Annotated in this window: 18 protein-coding genes; 15 read left to right on the top strand and 3 right to left on the bottom strand. The window is 69.9% G+C overall.

Features of this window, described 5'->3' with window-relative positions:
• Nucleotides 1-80: 80 nt before the first annotated feature.
• Together msrP and Q392_RS14435 are read left to right on the top strand one after the other, a co-directional pair.
• Entirely contained in the window at nucleotides 81-1,067 is a 987-nt protein-coding gene (gene msrP, locus Q392_RS14440; protein ID WP_038208821.1) for a protein-methionine-sulfoxide reductase catalytic subunit MsrP, read from the top strand.
• Between the two features lie 13 nt (nucleotides 1,068-1,080).
• Complete coding sequence (locus tag Q392_RS14435; protein WP_038208818.1) at nucleotides 1,081-1,722, top strand: protein-methionine-sulfoxide reductase heme-binding subunit MsrQ; 642 nt, start codon at nucleotides 1,081-1,083, stop codon at nucleotides 1,720-1,722.
• Here the strand turns inward: Q392_RS14435 and lysA are convergent.
• Together lysA and lptM are read right to left on the bottom strand one after the other, a co-directional pair.
• Nucleotides 1,719-3,005 (bottom strand): diaminopimelate decarboxylase, encoded by a 1,287-nt coding sequence (gene lysA, locus Q392_RS14430; RefSeq protein WP_038208816.1) that lies wholly within the window; start codon nucleotides 3,003-3,005, stop codon nucleotides 1,719-1,721. The two genes, Q392_RS14435 and lysA, sit on opposite strands and share 4 nt — an antisense overlap.
• Nucleotides 3,002-3,322, bottom strand: a complete 321-nt coding sequence (gene lptM, locus Q392_RS14425; RefSeq protein WP_342665605.1) for an LPS translocon maturation chaperone LptM — start codon at nucleotides 3,320-3,322, stop codon at nucleotides 3,002-3,004. The genes lysA and lptM overlap by 4 nt, the downstream gene beginning before the upstream one ends.
• Here lptM and cyaY point away from each other — a divergent pair.
• Nucleotides 3,303-3,635, top strand: a complete 333-nt coding sequence (gene cyaY / locus Q392_RS14420) for an iron donor protein CyaY (protein WP_038208813.1) — start codon at nucleotides 3,303-3,305, stop codon at nucleotides 3,633-3,635. The two genes, lptM and cyaY, sit on opposite strands and share 20 nt — an antisense overlap.
• 6 nt (nucleotides 3,636-3,641) lie before the next feature.
• Here cyaY and Q392_RS14415 read toward each other — a convergent pair whose 3' ends face one another.
• The gene (locus Q392_RS14415) at nucleotides 3,642-6,065 is read right to left on the bottom strand and encodes a penicillin-binding protein 1A (RefSeq protein ID WP_051953482.1); all 2,424 of its coding nucleotides are present in this window, start codon (nucleotides 6,063-6,065) and stop codon (nucleotides 3,642-3,644) included.
• Between the two features lie 250 nt (nucleotides 6,066-6,315).
• Between Q392_RS14415 and Q392_RS14410 the strand changes: the two genes are divergently transcribed.
• From Q392_RS14410 to Q392_RS14355, 12 genes are read left to right on the top strand one after another with little or no spacing between them, the layout of a single operon-like run.
• Nucleotides 6,316-7,395, top strand: a complete 1,080-nt coding sequence (locus Q392_RS14410; RefSeq protein WP_038208810.1) for a pilus assembly protein PilM — start codon at nucleotides 6,316-6,318, stop codon at nucleotides 7,393-7,395.
• Nucleotides 7,392-8,012, top strand: coding sequence for a PilN domain-containing protein (locus tag Q392_RS14405; RefSeq protein WP_038208808.1), 621 nt, complete (start codon nucleotides 7,392-7,394; stop codon nucleotides 8,010-8,012). Before Q392_RS14410 ends, Q392_RS14405 begins: the two co-directional genes overlap by 4 nt.
• Nucleotides 8,013-8,017: 5 nt before the next feature.
• Nucleotides 8,018-8,704 (top strand): type IV pilus inner membrane component PilO, encoded by a 687-nt coding sequence (locus Q392_RS14400; protein ID WP_038208806.1) that lies wholly within the window; start codon nucleotides 8,018-8,020, stop codon nucleotides 8,702-8,704.
• The gene (locus Q392_RS14395; RefSeq protein ID WP_038208803.1) at nucleotides 8,701-9,240 is read left to right on the top strand and encodes a pilus assembly protein PilP; all 540 of its coding nucleotides are present in this window, start codon (nucleotides 8,701-8,703) and stop codon (nucleotides 9,238-9,240) included. Before Q392_RS14400 ends, Q392_RS14395 begins: the two co-directional genes overlap by 4 nt.
• The gene (locus tag Q392_RS14390; RefSeq protein WP_038208800.1) at nucleotides 9,237-11,384 is read left to right on the top strand and encodes a type IV pilus secretin PilQ; all 2,148 of its coding nucleotides are present in this window, start codon (nucleotides 9,237-9,239) and stop codon (nucleotides 11,382-11,384) included. The genes Q392_RS14395 and Q392_RS14390 overlap by 4 nt, the downstream gene beginning before the upstream one ends.
• A gap of 23 nt (nucleotides 11,385-11,407) precedes the next feature.
• Nucleotides 11,408-11,980, top strand: a complete 573-nt coding sequence (locus Q392_RS14385) for a shikimate kinase (RefSeq protein ID WP_051953480.1) — start codon at nucleotides 11,408-11,410, stop codon at nucleotides 11,978-11,980.
• A 58-nt stretch (nucleotides 11,981-12,038) separates the two neighbouring features.
• Entirely contained in the window at nucleotides 12,039-13,142 is a 1,104-nt protein-coding gene (gene aroB / locus Q392_RS14380) for a 3-dehydroquinate synthase (RefSeq protein ID WP_038208797.1), read from the top strand.
• 37 nt (nucleotides 13,143-13,179) lie between these two features.
• Nucleotides 13,180-14,307, top strand: a complete 1,128-nt coding sequence (locus Q392_RS14375; RefSeq protein ID WP_038208794.1) for a deoxyguanosinetriphosphate triphosphohydrolase — start codon at nucleotides 13,180-13,182, stop codon at nucleotides 14,305-14,307.
• Complete coding sequence (locus tag Q392_RS14370) at nucleotides 14,295-15,551, top strand: MFS transporter (RefSeq protein WP_051953478.1); 1,257 nt, start codon at nucleotides 14,295-14,297, stop codon at nucleotides 15,549-15,551. The genes Q392_RS14375 and Q392_RS14370 overlap by 13 nt, the downstream gene beginning before the upstream one ends.
• Nucleotides 15,548-16,114 carry a DUF1415 domain-containing protein gene (locus Q392_RS14365; RefSeq protein WP_038208791.1) on the top strand — a complete coding sequence of 189 codons (567 nt, stop codon included), beginning with the start codon at nucleotides 15,548-15,550 and terminating at the stop codon, nucleotides 16,112-16,114. Before Q392_RS14370 ends, Q392_RS14365 begins: the two co-directional genes overlap by 4 nt.
• Entirely contained in the window at nucleotides 16,111-16,983 is an 873-nt protein-coding gene (locus Q392_RS14360) for a class I SAM-dependent methyltransferase (protein ID WP_038208788.1), read from the top strand. The genes Q392_RS14365 and Q392_RS14360 overlap by 4 nt, the downstream gene beginning before the upstream one ends.
• A 20-nt stretch (nucleotides 16,984-17,003) precedes the next feature.
• Nucleotides 17,004-17,708, top strand: coding sequence for a transposase (locus tag Q392_RS14355; RefSeq protein WP_038208786.1), 705 nt, complete (start codon nucleotides 17,004-17,006; stop codon nucleotides 17,706-17,708).
• Nucleotides 17,709-17,801: the final 93 nt, after the last annotated feature.

Raw genomic sequence — 17,801 nt, 5'->3', positions numbered from 1 at the left:
CGATGGCGCCGAACTAACCGGCGTCTCCCGTTGTCTCTTGGTTTCCGGCGCCGCCCGATGCGGCGCCTGAAAGGTTGCGCATGCTGATCCGTCCCCGCGATCCCGGTTTCGTCCATCCCCGCGCCAGCGAGATCACGCCGCGCGCCGTCTACGAGGGCCGCCGCGACCTGCTGCGCCTGCTGGCCGGCGGCGCGGCCGGAGCGGCGCTGGCCTCCTGGGCGGGCCGCGAGGCGCTGGCGCAGGGCAAGTCCGCGCCGCTGAAGGGCGCGAAATCCGCCGTCGCCGGCGCGCAGACGATGGAGAAGCTCACCGACTACAAGGACGCCACGACCTACAACAACTTCTACGAGTTCGGCACCGACAAGTCCGACCCGGCGAAGAACGCCCACACGCTGAAGACCCGACCCTGGACCGTGGAGGTGGAGGGGCTGGTGAAGAAGCCGGGCAAATACGACATCGACGAACTGCTCAGGCTCGCCGCGCAGGAGGAGCGCATCTACCGCCTGCGCTGCGTGGAGGGCTGGTCGATGGTGATTCCGTGGGTGGGCTATTCGCTGTCGGAGCTCATCCGGCGGGCGGAGCCGCTGGGCAGTGCGAAGTACGTCGAGTTCGTCACCCTGGCCGACCCGAAGACCATGCCCTACGTCGGCTCGCGCATCCTCGACTGGCCGTACACCGAGGGCCTGCGCATGGACGAGGCGATGCACCCGCTGACGCTGCTGGCCTTCGGCATGTACGGCGAGGCGCTGCCCAACCAGAACGGCGCGCCGGTGCGCCTGGTGGTGCCCTGGAAGTACGGCTTCAAGTCGGCCAAGTCGATCGTGAAGATCCGCTTCGTCGAGAAGGAGCCGGGCACCGCCTGGAACAAGGCGGCAGCCAACGAGTACGGCTTCTATTCCAACGTGAATCCCGACGTGGACCACCCGCGCTGGAGCCAGGCCACCGAACGGCGCATCGGCGAGCCCGGCGGCCTGTTCGCCAAGCGGCGCAAGACGCTGCTGTTCAACGGCTACGAGGCGCAGGTCGGCCAGCTCTATGCCGGCATGGACCTCAAGAAATACTACTGAACGCCGTGGCGCGATGAGACGCCTGCTGTTGCACCCGGCCGCCAAGCCGCTGGTCTTCGCGGCCTGCCTGCTGCCCTTCGCCTGGCTGGCCTATGGCGCCTTCGCCGACGCGCTGGGCGCCAACCCGGCGGAGGCCCTGGTCCGCGCCACCGGCGACTGGACGCTGCGCTTCATCTGCATCGTGCTGGCCGTCACGCCACTGCGCACGCTCACCCGCACGCCGCAGTTGGCGCGCTTTCGCCGCATGCTGGGCCTGTTCGCGTACTTCTATGTCGTGCTGCACCTGCTGGCCTATGCGTGGTTCGACATGGGCTTCGAGGTGGAGGAGATCGCGCGCGACATCGGCAAGCGGCCCTTCATCCTCGTCGGCTTCACGGCCTTCGTGCTGCTGACGCCGCTGGCAGCCACTTCGTTCAACCGCGCCATCCGGGCGCTCGGGCCGCGGCGCTGGCAGATGCTGCACCGGCTGGTGTACTTGATCGCCGGCCTGGGCCTGCTGCATTTCTTCTGGATGCGCGCCGGCAAGAATGATTTCGGTGAGGTGGCGGTGTACGCCGCGATCGTCGCCGTGCTGCTGGGCTGGCGCGTCTGGAACGCCGCCCGCAGCGCCCGGCTGCAGCGCCCGCGCAACGGACGCCTGCCGCTGTCGGGCTAAAGCTGCTCGGCGCGCAACTGGTCCTCGATCGTCTCGCGCCGGCGCAGCAGCGTGGTGCGGTCGCCGTGGACCAGCACCTCGGCCGCGCGCGGGCGGGTGTTGTAGTTGCTCGCCATGCTCATGCAGTAGGCACCGGCCGACAGCACGGCCAGCAGGTCGCCCTCGCGCACCGCCAGGTCGCGGTCGCGGCCGATCCAGTCGCCGCTCTCGCACACCGGGCCGACCACGTCGTAGCGCAGCGCCTGGCCCTCGGCTGCCTCGCGCAGCGGCACGATGCGGTGGAAGGCCTGGTACATGGCCGGGCGCGGCAGGTCGTTCATCGCCGCATCGACGATGCAGAAGTTCTTCTCCTCGCCGGGCTTGGTGTAGAGCACTTCCGTCACGCACACGCCGGCGTTGCCGACCAGCGAGCGGCCGGGCTCGATGACGATGCGGCGGTCGCCGAAGCCGCGCGCGTCCAGCCGCGCCAGCAGTTCGCGCCACAGTGCATCGGCCGCGGGCGGGGTGTCGCCGTTGTAGTCGATGCCCAGGCCGCCGCCGAAGTCCAGGTGGTGCAGGCGGATGCCCTCGGCCTCGATGGCCTGCACCAGGTCCAGCATGCGCTCCAGCGCGTCCAGGTACGGCGCCGCCTCGGTGATCTGCGAGCCGATGTGGCAGTCGATGCCCACCACCTGCAGCCCCGGCAGCGCGGCCGCGTGGCGGTAGACGGCCGCCGCGCGGTCGTGCGCGACGCCGAACTTGTTGCCCTTCAGCCCGGTGGAGATGTAGGGGTGCGTCTTCGGGTCGACGTTGGGGTTGATGCGCACGCTCACCGGTGCGCGCCGGCCGGGCTGCTCCAGCGCCACGGCGTTGAGCACCTCCAACTCGGCCTCGCTCTCGACGTTGAAGCAGCCGATGCCGGCATCCAGCGCCTGGCGCATCTCGGCGCGCGTCTTGCCCACGCCGGAGAAGATCACCCTGGCCGGCTCGGCGCCCGCTGCCAGCACGCGCGCGAGTTCGCCGCCCGAGACGATGTCGAAGCCGCAGCCGGCCTGAGCGAACAGGCGCAGTACGCCCAGCGAGGAATTGGCCTTCATCGCATAGCAGATCAGCGCGTCGCGGCCGGCCAGGCCGCGCTGGTAGGCGGCAAGCGCGTCGAGCATCCATTGCGCCGAGTACACGAACAGCGGCGTGCCGTGCTCGCGGGCGAGTCCGTCCAGCGCACGCTGCTCGACGTGCAGCGACCCATCGGCGTAGGCGATGTGCGGATGGCCGGGCAGGGCCGTCGCAGCGGCGCGGCTCATCGCCTGGTCTCCGGCAGGACGATGTTGTCGTCGGATGTCGGGGGCGGGGCCGCGGGTTGCGCGTCTTCCTGCCCGCCGGCCGCTTCGCCGCGCGGCAGGGCGGGGATCAGCACCTGGGGCAGCGTGGCCCGGTTCGCCGCTGCCGGCTCGGCCGGCAGGTACAGCGGGCCGCGCTGGCCGCACGCCGTCACGGCCGACAGGGCGGCCAGCAGGCCGACCCCGCCCACGGCGCGGGCAAGCCGGATTCCTAGAATTCGCTGGAGATTCAACATTTCGAAAAATTGTAGGTAGTAATCAATGACCGACCTGGAATACATGGACCTCGCGGAGGCGGCACTGTCGGCCATCGAACAGGACTGCGACCGGATCAACGAGACGACCGACGCGGATGTCGACAACCAGCGCGTCGGCGGCATGGTGACGCTGACCTTCGCCAACCGCAGCCAGCTGGTGGTCAACCTGCAGCCGCCGCTGCACGAGATCTGGATGGCCGCGCGCACCGGCGGCTATCACTACCGCCACGACGGATCGGCCTGGCGCGACACCAAGACCGGGGAGGAACTGTTCGAGAACCTCTCGCGGGAGGCCTCGCTGCAGGCCGGGCTGCCGCTGCGCTTCAGCGCGTCCTGACCGCCCTCAATTCCGGAACAGGTCGAGTATCCGGTTGCGCTCTTCGCTGCCCGCGGCGGCGGGCGGCACGCCACCGTTGAGTTCGTTGGTCTGCGGTTGCGATTCCACGCCCAGGGTCGATACGGCGCGGCCCGGCGTGTAGTCGTCGTAGTACCACTCGCCGCCCACGTTGACCACGCCCGGCGGGGCGGGGATCTCGGTGACCGGCACGCCCTTGAGCGCCGTCTGCATGAAGCTGATCCAGACCGGCAGGCTCAGGCCGCCGCCGGTCTCGCGGTCGCCCAGCTTGCGCGGCGTGTCGTAGCCCATCCATACGACCGCCGCCAGGGTCGGCTGGAAGCCCGCGAACCAGGCGTCGAGCGAATCGTTGGTGGTGCCGGTCTTGCCGAACAGGTCGGTGCGCTTGAGCGTGGCCTGGGCCTTGGCGGCGGTGCCGCCGCTGGCCACCGACTGCAGCAGGCTGTCCATGATGAAGGCGTTGCGCTGCGGGATGGCGCGCATCGACTCGTTCAGCAGCGGCGGCTGCACGTCCACCAGCACCTTGTCCTTGTGGTCGGTGACCTTGGTGATGAGGTACGGATTGACCCGGTAGCCGCCGTTGGCGAAGACCGAGTACGCCACCGCCATCTGCATCGGCGTGACAGAGCCGGCGCCCAGGGCCATCGGCAGGTAGGCCGGATGCTTCTCGCGCTCGAAGCCGAAGTTGCCGATCCAGTCCTGCGCATAGCGCGTGCCGACCGACTGGAGGATGCGGATCGACACCATGTTCTTCGACCGCATCAGCGCCCGGCGCATCGACATCGGGCCCTCGAAGTTGCCGTCGTAGTTCTTCGGCTCCCAGGGCTGGCCGCCGGTGGTGCCGGCATCGAAGAACAGCGGACCGTCGTTGATCACCGTGCTGGGCATGAAGCCCTTTTCGAGCGACGCCGAGTAGATGAAGGGCTTGAAGCTGGAGCCCGGCTGGCGCCACGCCTGCGTGACGTGGTTGAACTTGTTCTGGCCGAAGTCGAAGCCGCCCACCAGTGCCTTGATCGCGCCGTCGCGCGGGTCCATCGCGACGAAGGCGCCCTCGACCTCGGGCAGCTGGGTGATCTCCCAGGTGTTCTTGGGCGTTCTGGCCACCCGGATCACCGCGCCGGGGCGGATGCGGATGTTCGGCGGCGCCTTGGGCGACAGGCCCGACTGCGCCGGCTTCAGCCCCTCGCCGGTGATGTGCACGTTCTCGCCGCTGGCGCGCACCGCCGTGATCTCCTTCGGGCTGGCCGAGAGCACGACGGCCGACATCACGTCGCCGTTGTCCGGATGCTCGGCCAGCACGTCGTCCACCGCCTCGTCCAGGTCCTTCGGGTCGGCCGGCAGGTCGATGAACTTCTCGGGGCCGCGGTAGTACTGGCGGCGCTCGTAGTCCATGATGCCCTTGCGCAGCGCGGTGTAGGCGGCCTGCTGGTCGGCCGCCACGATGGAGGTGTAGACCTTCAGGCCGCGCGTGTAGGTGCTGTCGCCGTACTGGGCGTACATCAGCTGGCGCACCGTCTCGGCCACGTACTCGGCGTGCAGGCGGTCGGGTGCCTGGCCGTCGCGCAGGTGCAGTTGCTCCTTGCGCGCCACCTCGGCCTGCTGCTCGGTGATGAAGCCGGCCTCCACCATGCGGTCGATGACGTAGAGCTGGCGCCCGCGGGCCCGGGCCGGGTTGTTCACCGGGTTGTTGGCGCCCGGTGCCTTGGGCAGGCCGGCCAGCATTGCGGCCTGGGCGATGCTCAGGTCCTGCAGCGGCTTGCCGAAGTAGGCCTCGGCGGCGGCGGCGAAGCCGTAGGCCCGGTTGCCCAGGTAGATCTGGTTGACGTAGATCTCCAGGATCTGGTCCTTGCTGAGCTGGTGCTCCAGCTTGAAGGTCAGCAGGATCTCGTAGATCTTGCGCGTGAGCGTCTTCTCGGAGCTCAGGTAGACGTTGCGCGCCACCTGCATGGAGATGGTGGAGGCGCCCTGGCTCTTGATGCGGTTCAGGTTGGCCAGGGCGGCGCGCATCATGCCCTTGTAGTCCACGCCGCCGTGCGAATAGAAGCGCGCGTCCTCCGCGGCCAGGATCGCGTCCTTCATGACCTTGGGCACGGTCGAGATCGGCGTGAGGTTGCGCCGCTCCTCGCCGAACTCGCCGATCAGCACGCCGTCGGACGAGAACACCCGCAGCGGCAGCTTGGGGCGGTAGTCCGCCAGGTCCGAGACGTCGGGCAGGTTGGGGTAGGCCACCGCCAGCGCCACGGCGGCAATGAAGAGGATCGACAGGGCCCCGGCTGCCACCAGGCCGAACAGCCAGGCCAGGCCCTTGAGCAGCCACCGCAGCCAGCGGGGCTGCTTCGGCGGCGCGGCCTTGCGGGCAGAGGGGGGGCGGTCGGGGGAGTCAGGCCCGGAGGCGCGGCGGTGGTCGGGCATGAACGGGCGCGAAGGCGGGAAGACTGCTGATTATAAAAAGCCGCCCCCGCGCGCCCGACGGCCCACCGACGGATTAATCCGTTCGCATCAATTTGTGACCAAAGTGGCATTTGTAGCGGAAACCCGTCAGGTTTTGACAACGTGGTAGGCAATCCGTGCCGTGTGAAGCTTTGATTCGTGCGCTGCCTGCTGATAGCATGCAACCACACGCAAATCTTGCGATTGGTTACAAACACAGGCGGAGCAGCACTTGGTTGCCTTGGGATCGTTGTTTCGACGCCAGCCGGCGCCCCTGCTCGGCCTCGACGTCAGTTCGTCCAGCGTGAAGCTGGTGGAATTGGCGCGGGACGCCGGCGGCAAGCTGGTGCTCGAGCGCTGCGCCATCGAGCCGCTGGAGCGTGGCTGGATCACGGACGGCAACGTCGAGAAGTTCGACGAGGTCGCCGAGGCCGTCCGGCGCGTGGTGCGCAAGAGCGGCACGCGCACCAAGAACGCCGCCCTGGCGCTGCCGCCCTCGGCCGTGATCACCAAGAAGATCATCCTGCCCGGCGGCCTGAGCGAACAGGAACTGGAGCTTCAGGTCGAGTCCGAGGCCAACCAGTACATCCCCTTCTCGCTCGACGAAGTGAGTCTGGACTTCTGTGTCGTCGGGCCCAGCGCAGGTTCGGCCGACGACGTGGAGGTGCTGATTGCTGCCTCCCGCAAGGAAAAGGTGCAGGACCGCCAGGGCCTGGCCGAGGCGGCGGGCCTGAAGGCCTCCATCCTCGACGTCGAATCCTTCGCCTCGCGATTGGCCACCTCCCGCCTGATCGAGCAGCTTCCCGGCCAGGGCCAGGACGCCGTGGTGGCGCTGTTCGAGGTGGGCGCCTTCACCACCAGCATGCAGGTGCTGCGCAACGACGAGGTGCTCTACGACCGCGACCAGGCCTTCGGCGGCGCGCAACTGACGCAACTGATCGCCCGGCAGTACGGCTTCTCGCCCGAGGAGGCTGAATCCAAGAAGCGCAGCGGCGACCTGCCGGCGGATTACAGCGCCGGCGTGCTCAAGCCCTTCGTGGCGAGCATCGCGCAGGAAATTGCGCGCGCGCTGCAGTTCTTCTTCACCAGCACGCCGCACAACCGCGTCGACTACGTGCTGCTGGCCGGCGGCTCGGCCTCCCTGCCCGGGCTGACCAGCGCCGTGACGCGCCAGACCTCCTTCGCCTGCTCGCTGGTCAATCCCTTCGAGGGCATGGAGTTCGGCGCGGGCGTGCGCGAGAAGAAGGTGCGCCGCGAGGCGCCTTCGTACCTGACCTCGTGCGGCCTGGCGATGCGGAGGTTCATGCAGTGATCCTGATCAACCTTCTGCCGCACCGCGAAGCGGCGCGCAAACGCCGGCGCGAGAACTTCTATGCCTCTCTGGGCGCCGCGGCGCTGGCCGGCGGGCTCATCGCGGGGGCGGCCTTCGCGTGGCTGCAGACGCAGATCACCGACCAGCAGGACAAGAACAGCCTGTTGCAGGCCGAGATCAAGAAGCTGGACGTCGAGATCAAGGAAATCTCCACCCTGCAGGCCGAGATCGCCGCGCTGCGCGCCCGCCAGCAGGCGGTGGAAGACCTCCAGGGCGACCGCAACATGCCGGTGCACCTGCTCAATGAACTGGTGCGCCAGATGCCCGACGGCATCTACCTGACCAGCATGACGCAGGACAACCGCACGGTCACGGTGCAGGGCATGGCCCAGTCCAACGAGCGCGTGTCCGAACTGCTGCGCAACCTGGGCAACAACAGCCCCTGGCTGCTCAAGCCCGAACTCATCGAGATCACGGCCTCCACGGTGGCGCTGAGCGCCCGCGACCAGCGGCGCGTGGCCAACTTCAAGCTGCGCGTGGGCATCAAGCGGCCGACCGACGACCAGAAGAAGGACGCGCCCGCCAATGCCACGGCGCCGGCCGCTGCGAAGGGCTGACGACCATGGCGACTCGACGTCTGAATTCCAAGTTCGACCTGGCTGCCAGCCTGCGCGGGTTCGGCCACCAGTTCCGCGGCCTCAACACCAACGACCCGGCTGGCTGGCCGTCGGGGCCGCGCTACGTGCTGTGCATCGTGGTCGCAGCCGTGGTGGTGGTTGCACTGTGGTTCGTGTGGCTCAGCGGCGTCAACGACGAGCTGGAGGCCGAGCGCTCCAAGGAGGTCGCGCTGCGGGCCGACTACCAGAAGAAGGTGGCCCAGGCGGTCAATCTGGAGCTGCTGAAGAAGCAGCGCGAGCAGGTGCAGCAATACGTCACCCTGCTGGAGAAGCAGCTTCCCAGCAAGGCGGAAATGGATGCCCTGCTGTCCGACATCAACCAGGCCGGCCTTGGCCGCAGCCTGCAGTTCGAGCTGTTCCGTCCCGGCCAGGTGGTGGTGCGCGACTACTACGCCGAGCTGCCGATCGCGGTGCGCGTCACCGGCCGCTACCACGACATGGGCGCCTTCGTCGCCGACGTCGCCAACCTGTCGCGGATCGTCACGCTGAACAACGTGTCGATCACGCCGCAGAAGGACGGCAGCCTCACCATGAACACGACTGCGCGCACCTACCGCTACCTGGACGAAGAGGAGCAGGCGGCGCAGAAGGCCGCGGCAGCCAAGGCGAAGACGAAGGCGAAGAAGAAATGAAAGCGCTCCGCGTCCTCGGGGCCATCGCCCTGATCCCGCTGCTGTCGGGCTGCTTCGGCTCCCAGCAGGAAGACCTGCGGGCCTGGATGCGTGACCAGCGCGCGCAGGTCAAGCCGCGCATCACGCCTATTTCCGAGCCAAAGAAGTTCACGCCCCAGGCCTATACCGAGGGTGCGGCCATGGAGCCCTTCAACAACGTGCGGCTGACGCAGGCGCTGCGGCGCGATTCCAGTCAGACCGGTGGCTCGGACCTGATCGCGCCGGAGCTCAACCGCCGCAAGGAGGCCCTGGAGGCCTATCCGCTGGACGCCATGGCCATGGTGGGCAGCTTGAACCGCAACGGGCAGCGCGTGGCGCTGGTCACGGTCGACAAGCTGCTCTACCAGGTGCGCGTGGGCAATCACCTGGGCCTCAACTACGGCCGGGTCACGCGCATCGACGAGACGGAGCTGGCGCTCAGGGAGATCGTTCAGGACGCGGCCGGTGAATGGATCGAGCGCCCGGCAACACTGCAGCTGCAAGAGAGGTCGAAATGAACCCCCAGAAAAGAACAAGACGCATGGTGGCGTGGCTGCGCGTCACCGGCACGGGCCTGCTGATGGCCGGCGCCGCCCTCGCGGCACAGGCCCAGAACGCGATCGAGGCCGTCACCGGCTCGCTCCAGTCCGGCGCCGAAGTGGTGCGCATCGACCTCGCCCAGCCGCTGGCTGCCGCGCCGACCGGCTTCGCCGTGCAAAGCCCCGCACGCATCGCGCTGGACTTCCCGGGCGTGACCAACGGCATCGGCCGCTCCGCCGTCGAGATCAACCAGGGCAACCTGCGCTCGGTGAACGTGGTGCAGGCCGGCGAGCGCACCCGGCTGGTGCTCAACCTCAAGCAGGCCACCGCCTACCGCACGGAACTGCAGGGCAAGTCGCTGCTGGTCGTGCTCGACCCGGTGCCGGGTCCGGCGCTGGCGGCGTCCGCCCAGACCACCTTCGCCGAGAACCGCAACCGCGACACGCTGCCGCTGCGCGACATCGACTTCCGCCTCGGCCCGGACAACACCGGCCGCGTGATCGTCGACCTGCCGAACAACCAGGTGGGCGTCGACGTGCGCCAGCAGGGCCGCAACCTGGTCGTCGAGTTCACCAAGTCGAGCCTGTCCGAGGGCCTGCGCCGGCGCCTGGACGTGGCCGACTTCAACACGCCCGTGCAGTTCGTCAACGCCCAGCAGGTGGGTGACCGCGTGCGCATGACCATCGAGCCGCGCGGCGAGTGGGAGCACAGCGCCTACCAGAGCGACAACCAGTTCGTGGTCGAGGTGCGGCCGCGCAAGATCGACCCGACCAAGCTGACGCAGGGCGTGGGCTACAACGGCGAGAAGCTGTCGCTGAACTTCCAGAACATCGACGTGCGCTCGCTGCTGCAGGTGATCGCCGACTTCACGAACTTCAACATCGTGACCTCGGACTCGGTGTCCGGCTCGCTCACGCTGCGCCTGAAGGACGTGCCCTGGGACCAGGCCCTGGACATCATCATGCAGGCCAAGAACCTGGGCATGCGCAAGAACGGCACCGTGCTGTGGATCGCGCCCAAGGACGAGATCAACGCCAAGGAGAAGGCCGAGTTCGAGGCGCGTGCCGCCATCGAGAACCTGGAGCCGCTGCGCACCCAGTCCTTCCAGCTCAACTACACCAAGGCGCTGGTGATCGCGCAGGGCCTGACCGGCACGGGTGCCAGCGCCGGCGGTGGCGGCGGGAGCGGCACCACCACCCGCATCCTGAGCCCGCGCGGCAGCGTGATCGCCGAGGCGCGCACCAACCAGCTGTTCGTGTCCGACGTGCCCTCCAAGCTGGCCCAGGTGGCCGAACTGATCCAGAAGCTGGACGTCCCGGTTCGCCAGGTGATGATCGAGGCGCGCATCGTCGAGGCCGCCGACACCTTCGGCAAGTCGCTGGGCGTCAAGCTGGGCGGCGGCTTCGCCAACCGCCATGCCACCTTCGGCGCCATGCCGGTGACCTCGTCGTCCGGCAGCGGCTCCACCGGCGGCATCGGCTACGGGACGGGCAATGCGACCACCACGTGGACCAACTCCAACTTCATCAACCTGCCGGCCGGCGACGCGGGCGGCACCGGCAACGCGGCCGGCACCTTCGCCCTGTCGCTGTTCAATTCCAGCTTCTCGCGCATGCTCAACCTGGAGATCTCCGCGCTGGAAGCCGACGGCAAGGGGCGCCTGATCTCCAGCCCGCGCGTGATCACCGCCGACCAGACCAAGGCGCTGATCGAGCAGGGCGAGGAAATCCCCTACCAGCAGGCCACCTCCAGCGGCGCCACCTCGATCTCCTTCCGCAAGGCGGTGCTCAAGCTGGAAGTCACGCCGCAGATCACGCCTGAAGGCAACATCATCCTGACGCTGGACGTGAGCAAGGATGCGCGCGGTGTGAACACGACGGCCGGCCCGGCGATCAACACCAAGCACGTGCAGACCGAGGTGCTGGTGGAAAACGGCGGCACGGTGGTGATCGGTGGTATCTTCGAACTCACCGAAACCAACGACGAATCGCGTATTCCGGTGCTGGGTGAAGTGCCCGTGGTCGGCGCACTGTTCCGCAATCGCGAGCGCGTTGCCAACAAGACCGAAATGCTTGTCTTCATCACCCCGAAGATGATCACAGACCGCAACGCGGCGCGCTGAGCGCGCTGCGTGCCGCCCTGCCCGTGACGGCGCTCGCCCTCGTCGGCCTTCCGGGTTCGGGCAAGTCGGCGATCGGCCGGCGCGTGGCAGGCCGGCTGGACCTGCCCTTCCTCGACAGCGACACCGTCATCGAGCAGCGCATCGGCTGCTCGATCCGCGAATTCTTCGAGCGCGAGGGCGAAACCCGATTCCGCGACATCGAGGAGGAAGTGATCGCCGAACTGGCGCACGCCGGCGGCGCGGTGGTGGCCACCGGCGGCGGTGCGGTGCTGCGGCCGGCCAACCGGCGGCAACTGCACGAACATTTCCACGTGATCTACCTGCGCTCGACGCCGGAAGACCTCTACCGGCGCCTGCGCCACGACGTCAAGCGCCCGCTGCTGCAGGTGGCGGATCCGCTGGGCCGTCTGCGCGAACTGCACGCCGCGCGCGATCCGCTGTACCGCGAGACGGCCCACGACGCGGTCGACACCGGGCGGCCGTCGCTCGGCGCCGTCGTACAGGCCGTGCTGGTGCGGCTGGAGGCAGCAGGGCAGGCGGTCCCGGCGGGCGGCGATACCGCCCCGCAGCCGCTGGCCGCACGGACGGGGCGTTGAGCCTGCCGAGGCACCGGACGGCGGCGCGCCGTTTCCGGCGGCCCACTACACTTCCCGGATGCCCTCCCACGTCCCTTCCGAGGCCCAGTGCGTGCGCATCGCGCTGGGCGAGCGCAGCTATGGCATCGACATCGGTGCCGGCCTGCTGGCGCGTGCCGACACCTATGCCGGCCTGCCGCCCTCCGCGTCGGCCCTGATCGTCACCAACGCCACCGTCGCGTCGCTGTACGCGCAGGCCCTGCGCTCGGCGCTGGCGCCGCGCTTCGGCCAGGTGCATGTGGTCGAGCTGCCGGACGGCGAGGCGCACAAGGACTGGGCCACGCTCAACACCATCTTCGACGCGTTGCTGGGGCACGGCTGCGACCGCAAGACGGTGCTGTTCGCGCTGGGGGGCGGCGTGGTGGGCGATATGACGGGCTTCGCCGCGGCCAGCTACATGCGAGGCGTGCCCTTCGTGCAGGTGCCGACCACGCTGCTGGCGCAGGTGGATTCGTCGGTGGGCGGCAAGACGGCGATCAACCACCCGCTGGGCAAGAACATGATTGGCGCCTTCTACCAGCCGCTGCAGGTGGTGTGCGACCTCGATACCTTGCGCACCCTGCCGCAGCGGGAGGTTGCCGCCGGCCTGGCGGAAGTGATCAAGTACGGCCCGATCGCCGACATGGCCTTCCTCGACTGGATCGAGGCCAATATCGACGCCCTGGTCGCGCGCGAGCCCGCCGCGCTGGCGCACGCCGTGCGGCGCAGCTGCGAGATCAAGGCCGCGGTGGTGGGCCAGGACGAGCGCGAGGCCGGCCTGCGGGCCATCCTCAACTTCGGCCACACCTTCGGCCATGCCATCGAGTCCGGCCTGGGCTATGGCGAATGGCTGCACGGCGAGGCGGTGGGCTGCGGCATGGTGATGGCGGCGCATCTGTCGCAGCGCCTGGGCGGCGTGGACGAGGCCTTCGTGGGCCGCTTCACCGCCCTGGTCGAGCGCGCCGGGCTGCCCGTGCGCGGTCCGCAACTGGGCGCCGACCGCTACCTGGACCTGATGCGCGTGGACAAGAAGGCCGAGGCCGGCGAGATCCGCTTCGTCGTGCTGGAGCGCCCGGGAGCGGCCGTGACCCGCCCCGCGCCGGACGGCCTGGTGCGCGAGGTGCTGGCGCAATGCTGCGGCTGAGCAAGGCGCCGGCGGCCGGCGCCGCGCGCTGAGGCCCATGACCGCACCCTATGCCAGCCATCCGGCGCGCAGCCGCGGCCGCCGCCATCCGGAGCCGCCGGCGCCCACGCGCGACGACTTCCAGCGCGACCGCGACCGCATCGTCCACTCCACCGCCTTCCGCCGGCTGGTCTACAAGACGCAGGTCTTCCTCAACCACGAGGGCGACCTGTTCCGCACGCGGCTGACGCACTCGCTGGAGGTGGCGCAACTGGCGCGCTCCATCGCGCGGCCGCTGGGCCTGAACGAGGACCTGGTCGAGGCCATCGCGCTGGCACACGACCTCGGCCACACGCCCTTCGGCCATGCCGGGCAGGACGCGCTGGACGGTTGCATGGCCGACCACGGCGGTTTCGAGCACAACCTGCAGAGCCTGCGCGTGGTGGACGCGCTGGAGCATCGCTACCCTGATTTCGACGGCCTGAACCTCAGCTTCGAGGCCCGCGAGGGCATCCTCAAGCACTGCTCGCGCGCCCATGCGCAGGCGCTGGAGGCGCGCGAGCCCGGCGGGGTGGGGCGGCGCTTCCTGGAGCGCACCCAGCCGAGCCTGGAGGCGCAACTGACGAACCTGGCCGACGAGATCGCCTACAACGCCCACGACATCGACGACGGCGTGCGCTCCGGCCTGCTGAGCATGGAGGCGCTGGCGGAAGTCGAGCTGTTCGAGCGGCACCGCCGCGAGGCGCTGCGCGAGCATCCGGGCCTGGCGGGCCGGCGCCTGCTGTACGAGGCCATCCGCCGCATGCTCAGCGCGCAGGTCTACGACGTGATCGATGCCGCGCGCGAGGCGCTGGCGCAGGCCGCGCCCGCCGATGAAGACGCGGTGCGGCGGCTGCCGCCGCTGGTGCGCTTCGGCGAGGCGATGCAGGCGCAGTCGGCGCAGCTCAAGCGCTTCCTGTTCGACAACCTGTACCGCCATCCGCAGGTGATGCAGACCACAGGGCGGGCGCAGCACGCAGTGCGCGAGCTGTTCGTCGCCTACGTGGGCGGTACCGCCGCGCTGCCCGACAGCTTCGCCGCCCGGCCGGACCGGCATCGCGCGGTGGCGGACTACATCGCCGGCATGACCGACCGCTTCGCCATGCGCGAGCACGAGCGCATCACGGGGGTGCGATGGACGGACTGAGCGCATCGGCCCGGCACCGCGTGCCGCTCGCTGTGCTCGTGGTGGTGGCGGGCGGTGTGGCCGCCGCGCTGCACGTGGGCAAGCTGCCGCCGGCGCTGCCGGCCCTGGGACAGGCGCTGGGCCTGGGCCTGGTCGCCTCGGGCTTCATGCTCTCGCTGGTGCAGGCCGCCGGCATGTGCCTGGGGCTGGTGGCCGGCCTGGCGGCGGACAGCCTCGGCCTGCGGCGCAGCATGCTGCTGGGCCTGGCGCTGCTGACGCTCGCAGGCGCTGCGGGCGGCCTGGCGGACCGGGTTCCGCATCCGGTGGGCTGGCTGCTCGGCTGGCGGGCGGTGGAGGGCATCGGCTTCCTGCTGGCCGTGATGCCGGCGCCGGGCCTGATCCGCCGGCTGGCGCCGGCCGGCGCCGAGAAGACGGCACTCGGCCTGTGGGGCGCCTACATGCCCTTCGGCGTCGCCCTGGGGCTGCTGGCCGGCCCGCTGCTGATCGGGCTGGCGGGCTGGCGCGGCTGGTGGTGGCTGGTGGCCGGGCTGTCGGCGCTGGCCTGCGCGCTGGTGGCCGCCGCCGTGCCGGCCGATCCGCCGGGGCACACCGCCGCGGCGCCGGCGGGGCAGGGCCCGGGCGCGTCGTGGCAGGCGCGGCTGGCCGCCACGCTGCGCGCGGGCGGGCCCTGGGGCGTGGCGCTGGCCTTCGGCGTGTACTCGGCGCAGTGGATGTCGGTCATCGGCTTCCTGCCCACCGTCTATGCGCAGGCCGGCATGTCGGCGCTGGCGACGGCGCTGCTCACTGCGCTGGCGGCAGCGCTCAACATGGTGGGCAACATCGGTGCCGGCCGCCTGCTGCAGGCGGGCTGGCCGCCGGGGCGGCTGCTGGGTCTGGGCTTCGCCTGCATGAGCATCGGCAGCGTGGCCGCCTTCGCGCAGGCCGGGCCGGCGCTGTCGGACGGCTTGCCGCCCACGGTGCGCTACCTGGCGGTGTGCCTGTTCTCCATGTGCGGCGGCGCGGTGCCGGCCACCTTGTTCATGCTCTCGGTGCGGGTCGCGCCCCGGCCCGACACGGTCTCGACCACCGTGGGCTTCATGCAGCAGGTGTCGTCCTTCGGGCAGTTCGCGGCGCCGCCCGTCGTCGCCTGGCTGGCGCACCGGGTGGGCGGATGGCAGTGGACCTGGGTGTTCACGCTCGGCTGCTCGGCCGTCGGCGCGCTGATCGCCATGCGGCTGGCGCGGCACGCGGGAGCGCGGCGATGACCACGCCGCCGCAAGCCGTCGCCGACACGATGCGCTGGATGGAGCGCGCCGTGATCGGGCTGAACCTGTGCCCCTTCGCCAAGGCGGTGCACGCCAAGGGGCAGGCGCACGTGGCCGTCTACACCGCCGATGACGAGGGCGGCCTGCTGGAAGCACTGCTCGCCGAGGCCGACGACCTGCTGCGCCTCGACCCGGCCGAGCGCGACACCACGCTGCTGGTCGTGCCCCATGCGCTGCACGACTTCCTGGCGTTCAACGACTGGGTCGGCTGGGCCGAGCGCGGCCTGCGCCGCGCCGGGCACGAGGGCGTGCTGCAACTGGCCAGTTTCCATCCGCGCTTCCAGTTCGCGGGCACGCAGCCGGGCGACATCGGCAACGCGACCAACCGCTCGCCGCATCCCACGCTGCACCTGCTGCGCGAGGACAGCGTCGAGCGCGCCGTGCTGGCTTTCCCCGACGCAGCCGAGATCTTCGAGCGCAACATCGAGCGCCTGGAGGCCTTGGGCGACGCCGGCTGGCGGGCGCTGGACGTCGGCCCCCACGACGAAGGAACAAGCCCATGACCCGCCATGTGCCCAAGCGCACGACCGACGCCGCCGCCGAAGCGGCCCAGGCGCTCGGCCTGCGGCCCGGGCAGTCCATCGAGTTGCTCAAGGAACTGCACATCCTCACCCGTGAGGGCCGCATCAACCAGGACTCGCGGCGCAAGCTCAAGCAGGTGCAGCACCTGGTGCAGTTCATCGAGAAACTGCTGCTCGAGCTGCCGGACGGCGGCGCGCAGGCCACGCTGGCGGACCATGGCGCCGGCAAGTCCTACCTGGGCTTCATCCTCTACGACCTGTTCTTCCGCGAGCGCGGCGGCTGGGTCTACGGCATCGAGACCCGCGCCGAGCTGGTCGAGCGCTCGCGCGCGCTGGCCCAGCGGCTGGGCTTCGAGCGCATGCGCTTCCTGCCGCTGTCGGTGGCCGACTCCACCACGAGCGGCGAACTGCCGCAGCGCATTGACATGGTGACGGCACTGCACGCCTGCGACACTGCCACCGACGACGCCATCGCCTTCGGGCTGGCCAAGGAGGCGCGCTTCATGGTGCTGGTGCCCTGCTGCCAGGCGGAGGTGGCGTCCTGCCTGCGGCAGAACAAGGCGCTGGCCCTGGCGCGCACGCCGCTGGCCGAGCTGTGGCGCCACCCGCTGCACACGCGCGAGGTCGGCAGCCAGCTCACCAACGTGCTGCGCTGCCTGTACCTGGAGGCCAGCGGCTACCAGGTCACGGTGACGGAGCTGGTCGGCTGGGAGCACAGCCTGAAGAACGAACTCATCATCGCCCGCCGCACCGGGCACCGGAAGGCCAGCGCCGCCGCGCGCCTGCGCGAGCTGCTGGAGACCTTCGGCCTGCAGGCGCTGGGCGACACCCGCTTTGCGCTGCTGCCGTAGCGCGCATCCGTAACCACCACATGGCCCGCCTCGCCCGCCTGGCGCTGCCGAACCAGCTCCACCTCCTGCTGCAGCGCGGGCACAACCGCCAGCCGATCTTCGCCGACTCGGCGGATCGCCAGATGCTGCTGGCGCTGCTGGACGAGAACGCGCGGCGCTTCGGCGTCGCGCTGCACGCCTACGTGCTGATGGACGACCACTTCCGGCTGCTGGCCACGCCGGCCAGCGCCGACGCGCTGCCGCAGTGGATGCAGGCGGTGGGGCGCCGCTACGTGCGCCACTTCAACGACCGGCACGGCCGCAGCGGCACCCTGTGGGACGGCCGCTACCGCGCCACCATCCTGCAGGCCGAGCGCTACCTGCTGCCGTGCATGGCCGCCATGGACCTGCGCCCGGTGCGCGCCGGCCTGGTGCAGGAGGCGCGGCTGTACCCCTGGTCCAGCCACGCGCACTACCTGGGGCAGGCCAGCGACCGCATCCTGACCCCGCCGGCGCTCTATTGGCGCCTGGGCAACACGCCCTTCGAGCGGGAAGCGGCCTACGCCGAGCGCGTGCACCAGGGCGTGGCGCCGGCGGTGGAGGAGGCCCTCGACCGCGCCGTCGAGCAGGGCTGGGTGCTGGGCGATCCGGCCTTTCTTGCCGTGCTCCAGCAGCACACCGGCCGGCGTCTGGTGAAGGCCGCGCCCGGCCGGCCGCGTAGACCAGGCCCTTCCGCGCCCGTCTGAATCTGTTCCGAATGGCCATTTCGTGTAGGTTCTTTGCTCCTCTTTTTAATATGTCCCCAATTTATTTTCGATTGATTTTGTCGACTTTTAAAT

The sequence above is a fragment of the Xenophilus azovorans DSM 13620 genome, from assembly GCF_000745855.1.
GTDB lineage: Bacteria > Pseudomonadota > Gammaproteobacteria > Burkholderiales > Burkholderiaceae_C > Xenophilus > Xenophilus azovorans.
The sequence above is the reverse complement of the archived record's forward strand: the minus strand, read 5'-3'. Positions and strand labels throughout refer to the sequence as shown.

Bases quoted from the DNA above. Each gene is read 5' to 3' on its own strand.
- msrP (WP_038208821.1), top strand. From the start codon at position 81: ATGCTGATCCGTCCCCGCGATCCCGGTTTCGTCCATCCCCGCGCCAGC.
- Q392_RS14435 (WP_038208818.1), top strand. From the start codon at position 1,081: ATGAGACGCCTGCTGTTGCACCCGGCCGCCAAGCCGCTGGTCTTCGCG.
- lysA (WP_038208816.1), bottom strand. From the start codon at position 3,005: ATGAGCCGCGCCGCTGCGACGGCCCTGCCCGGCCATCCGCACATCGCC.
- cyaY (WP_038208813.1), top strand. From the start codon at position 3,303: ATGACCGACCTGGAATACATGGACCTCGCGGAGGCGGCACTGTCGGCC.
- lptM (WP_342665605.1), bottom strand. From the start codon at position 3,322: ATGTATTCCAGGTCGGTCATTGATTACTACCTACAATTTTTCGAAATG.
- Q392_RS14415 (WP_051953482.1), bottom strand. From the start codon at position 6,065: ATGCCCGACCACCGCCGCGCCTCCGGGCCTGACTCCCCCGACCGCCCC.
- Q392_RS14400 (WP_038208806.1), top strand. From the start codon at position 8,018: ATGGCGACTCGACGTCTGAATTCCAAGTTCGACCTGGCTGCCAGCCTG.
- Q392_RS14395 (WP_038208803.1), top strand. From the start codon at position 8,701: ATGAAAGCGCTCCGCGTCCTCGGGGCCATCGCCCTGATCCCGCTGCTG.
- Q392_RS14390 (WP_038208800.1), top strand. From the start codon at position 9,237: ATGAACCCCCAGAAAAGAACAAGACGCATGGTGGCGTGGCTGCGCGTC.
- aroB (WP_038208797.1), top strand. From the start codon at position 12,039: ATGCCCTCCCACGTCCCTTCCGAGGCCCAGTGCGTGCGCATCGCGCTG.
- Q392_RS14375 (WP_038208794.1), top strand. From the start codon at position 13,180: ATGACCGCACCCTATGCCAGCCATCCGGCGCGCAGCCGCGGCCGCCGC.
- Q392_RS14370 (WP_051953478.1), top strand. From the start codon at position 14,295: ATGGACGGACTGAGCGCATCGGCCCGGCACCGCGTGCCGCTCGCTGTG.
- Q392_RS14365 (WP_038208791.1), top strand. From the start codon at position 15,548: ATGACCACGCCGCCGCAAGCCGTCGCCGACACGATGCGCTGGATGGAG.
- Q392_RS14360 (WP_038208788.1), top strand. From the start codon at position 16,111: ATGACCCGCCATGTGCCCAAGCGCACGACCGACGCCGCCGCCGAAGCG.
- Q392_RS14355 (WP_038208786.1), top strand. From the start codon at position 17,004: ATGGCCCGCCTCGCCCGCCTGGCGCTGCCGAACCAGCTCCACCTCCTG.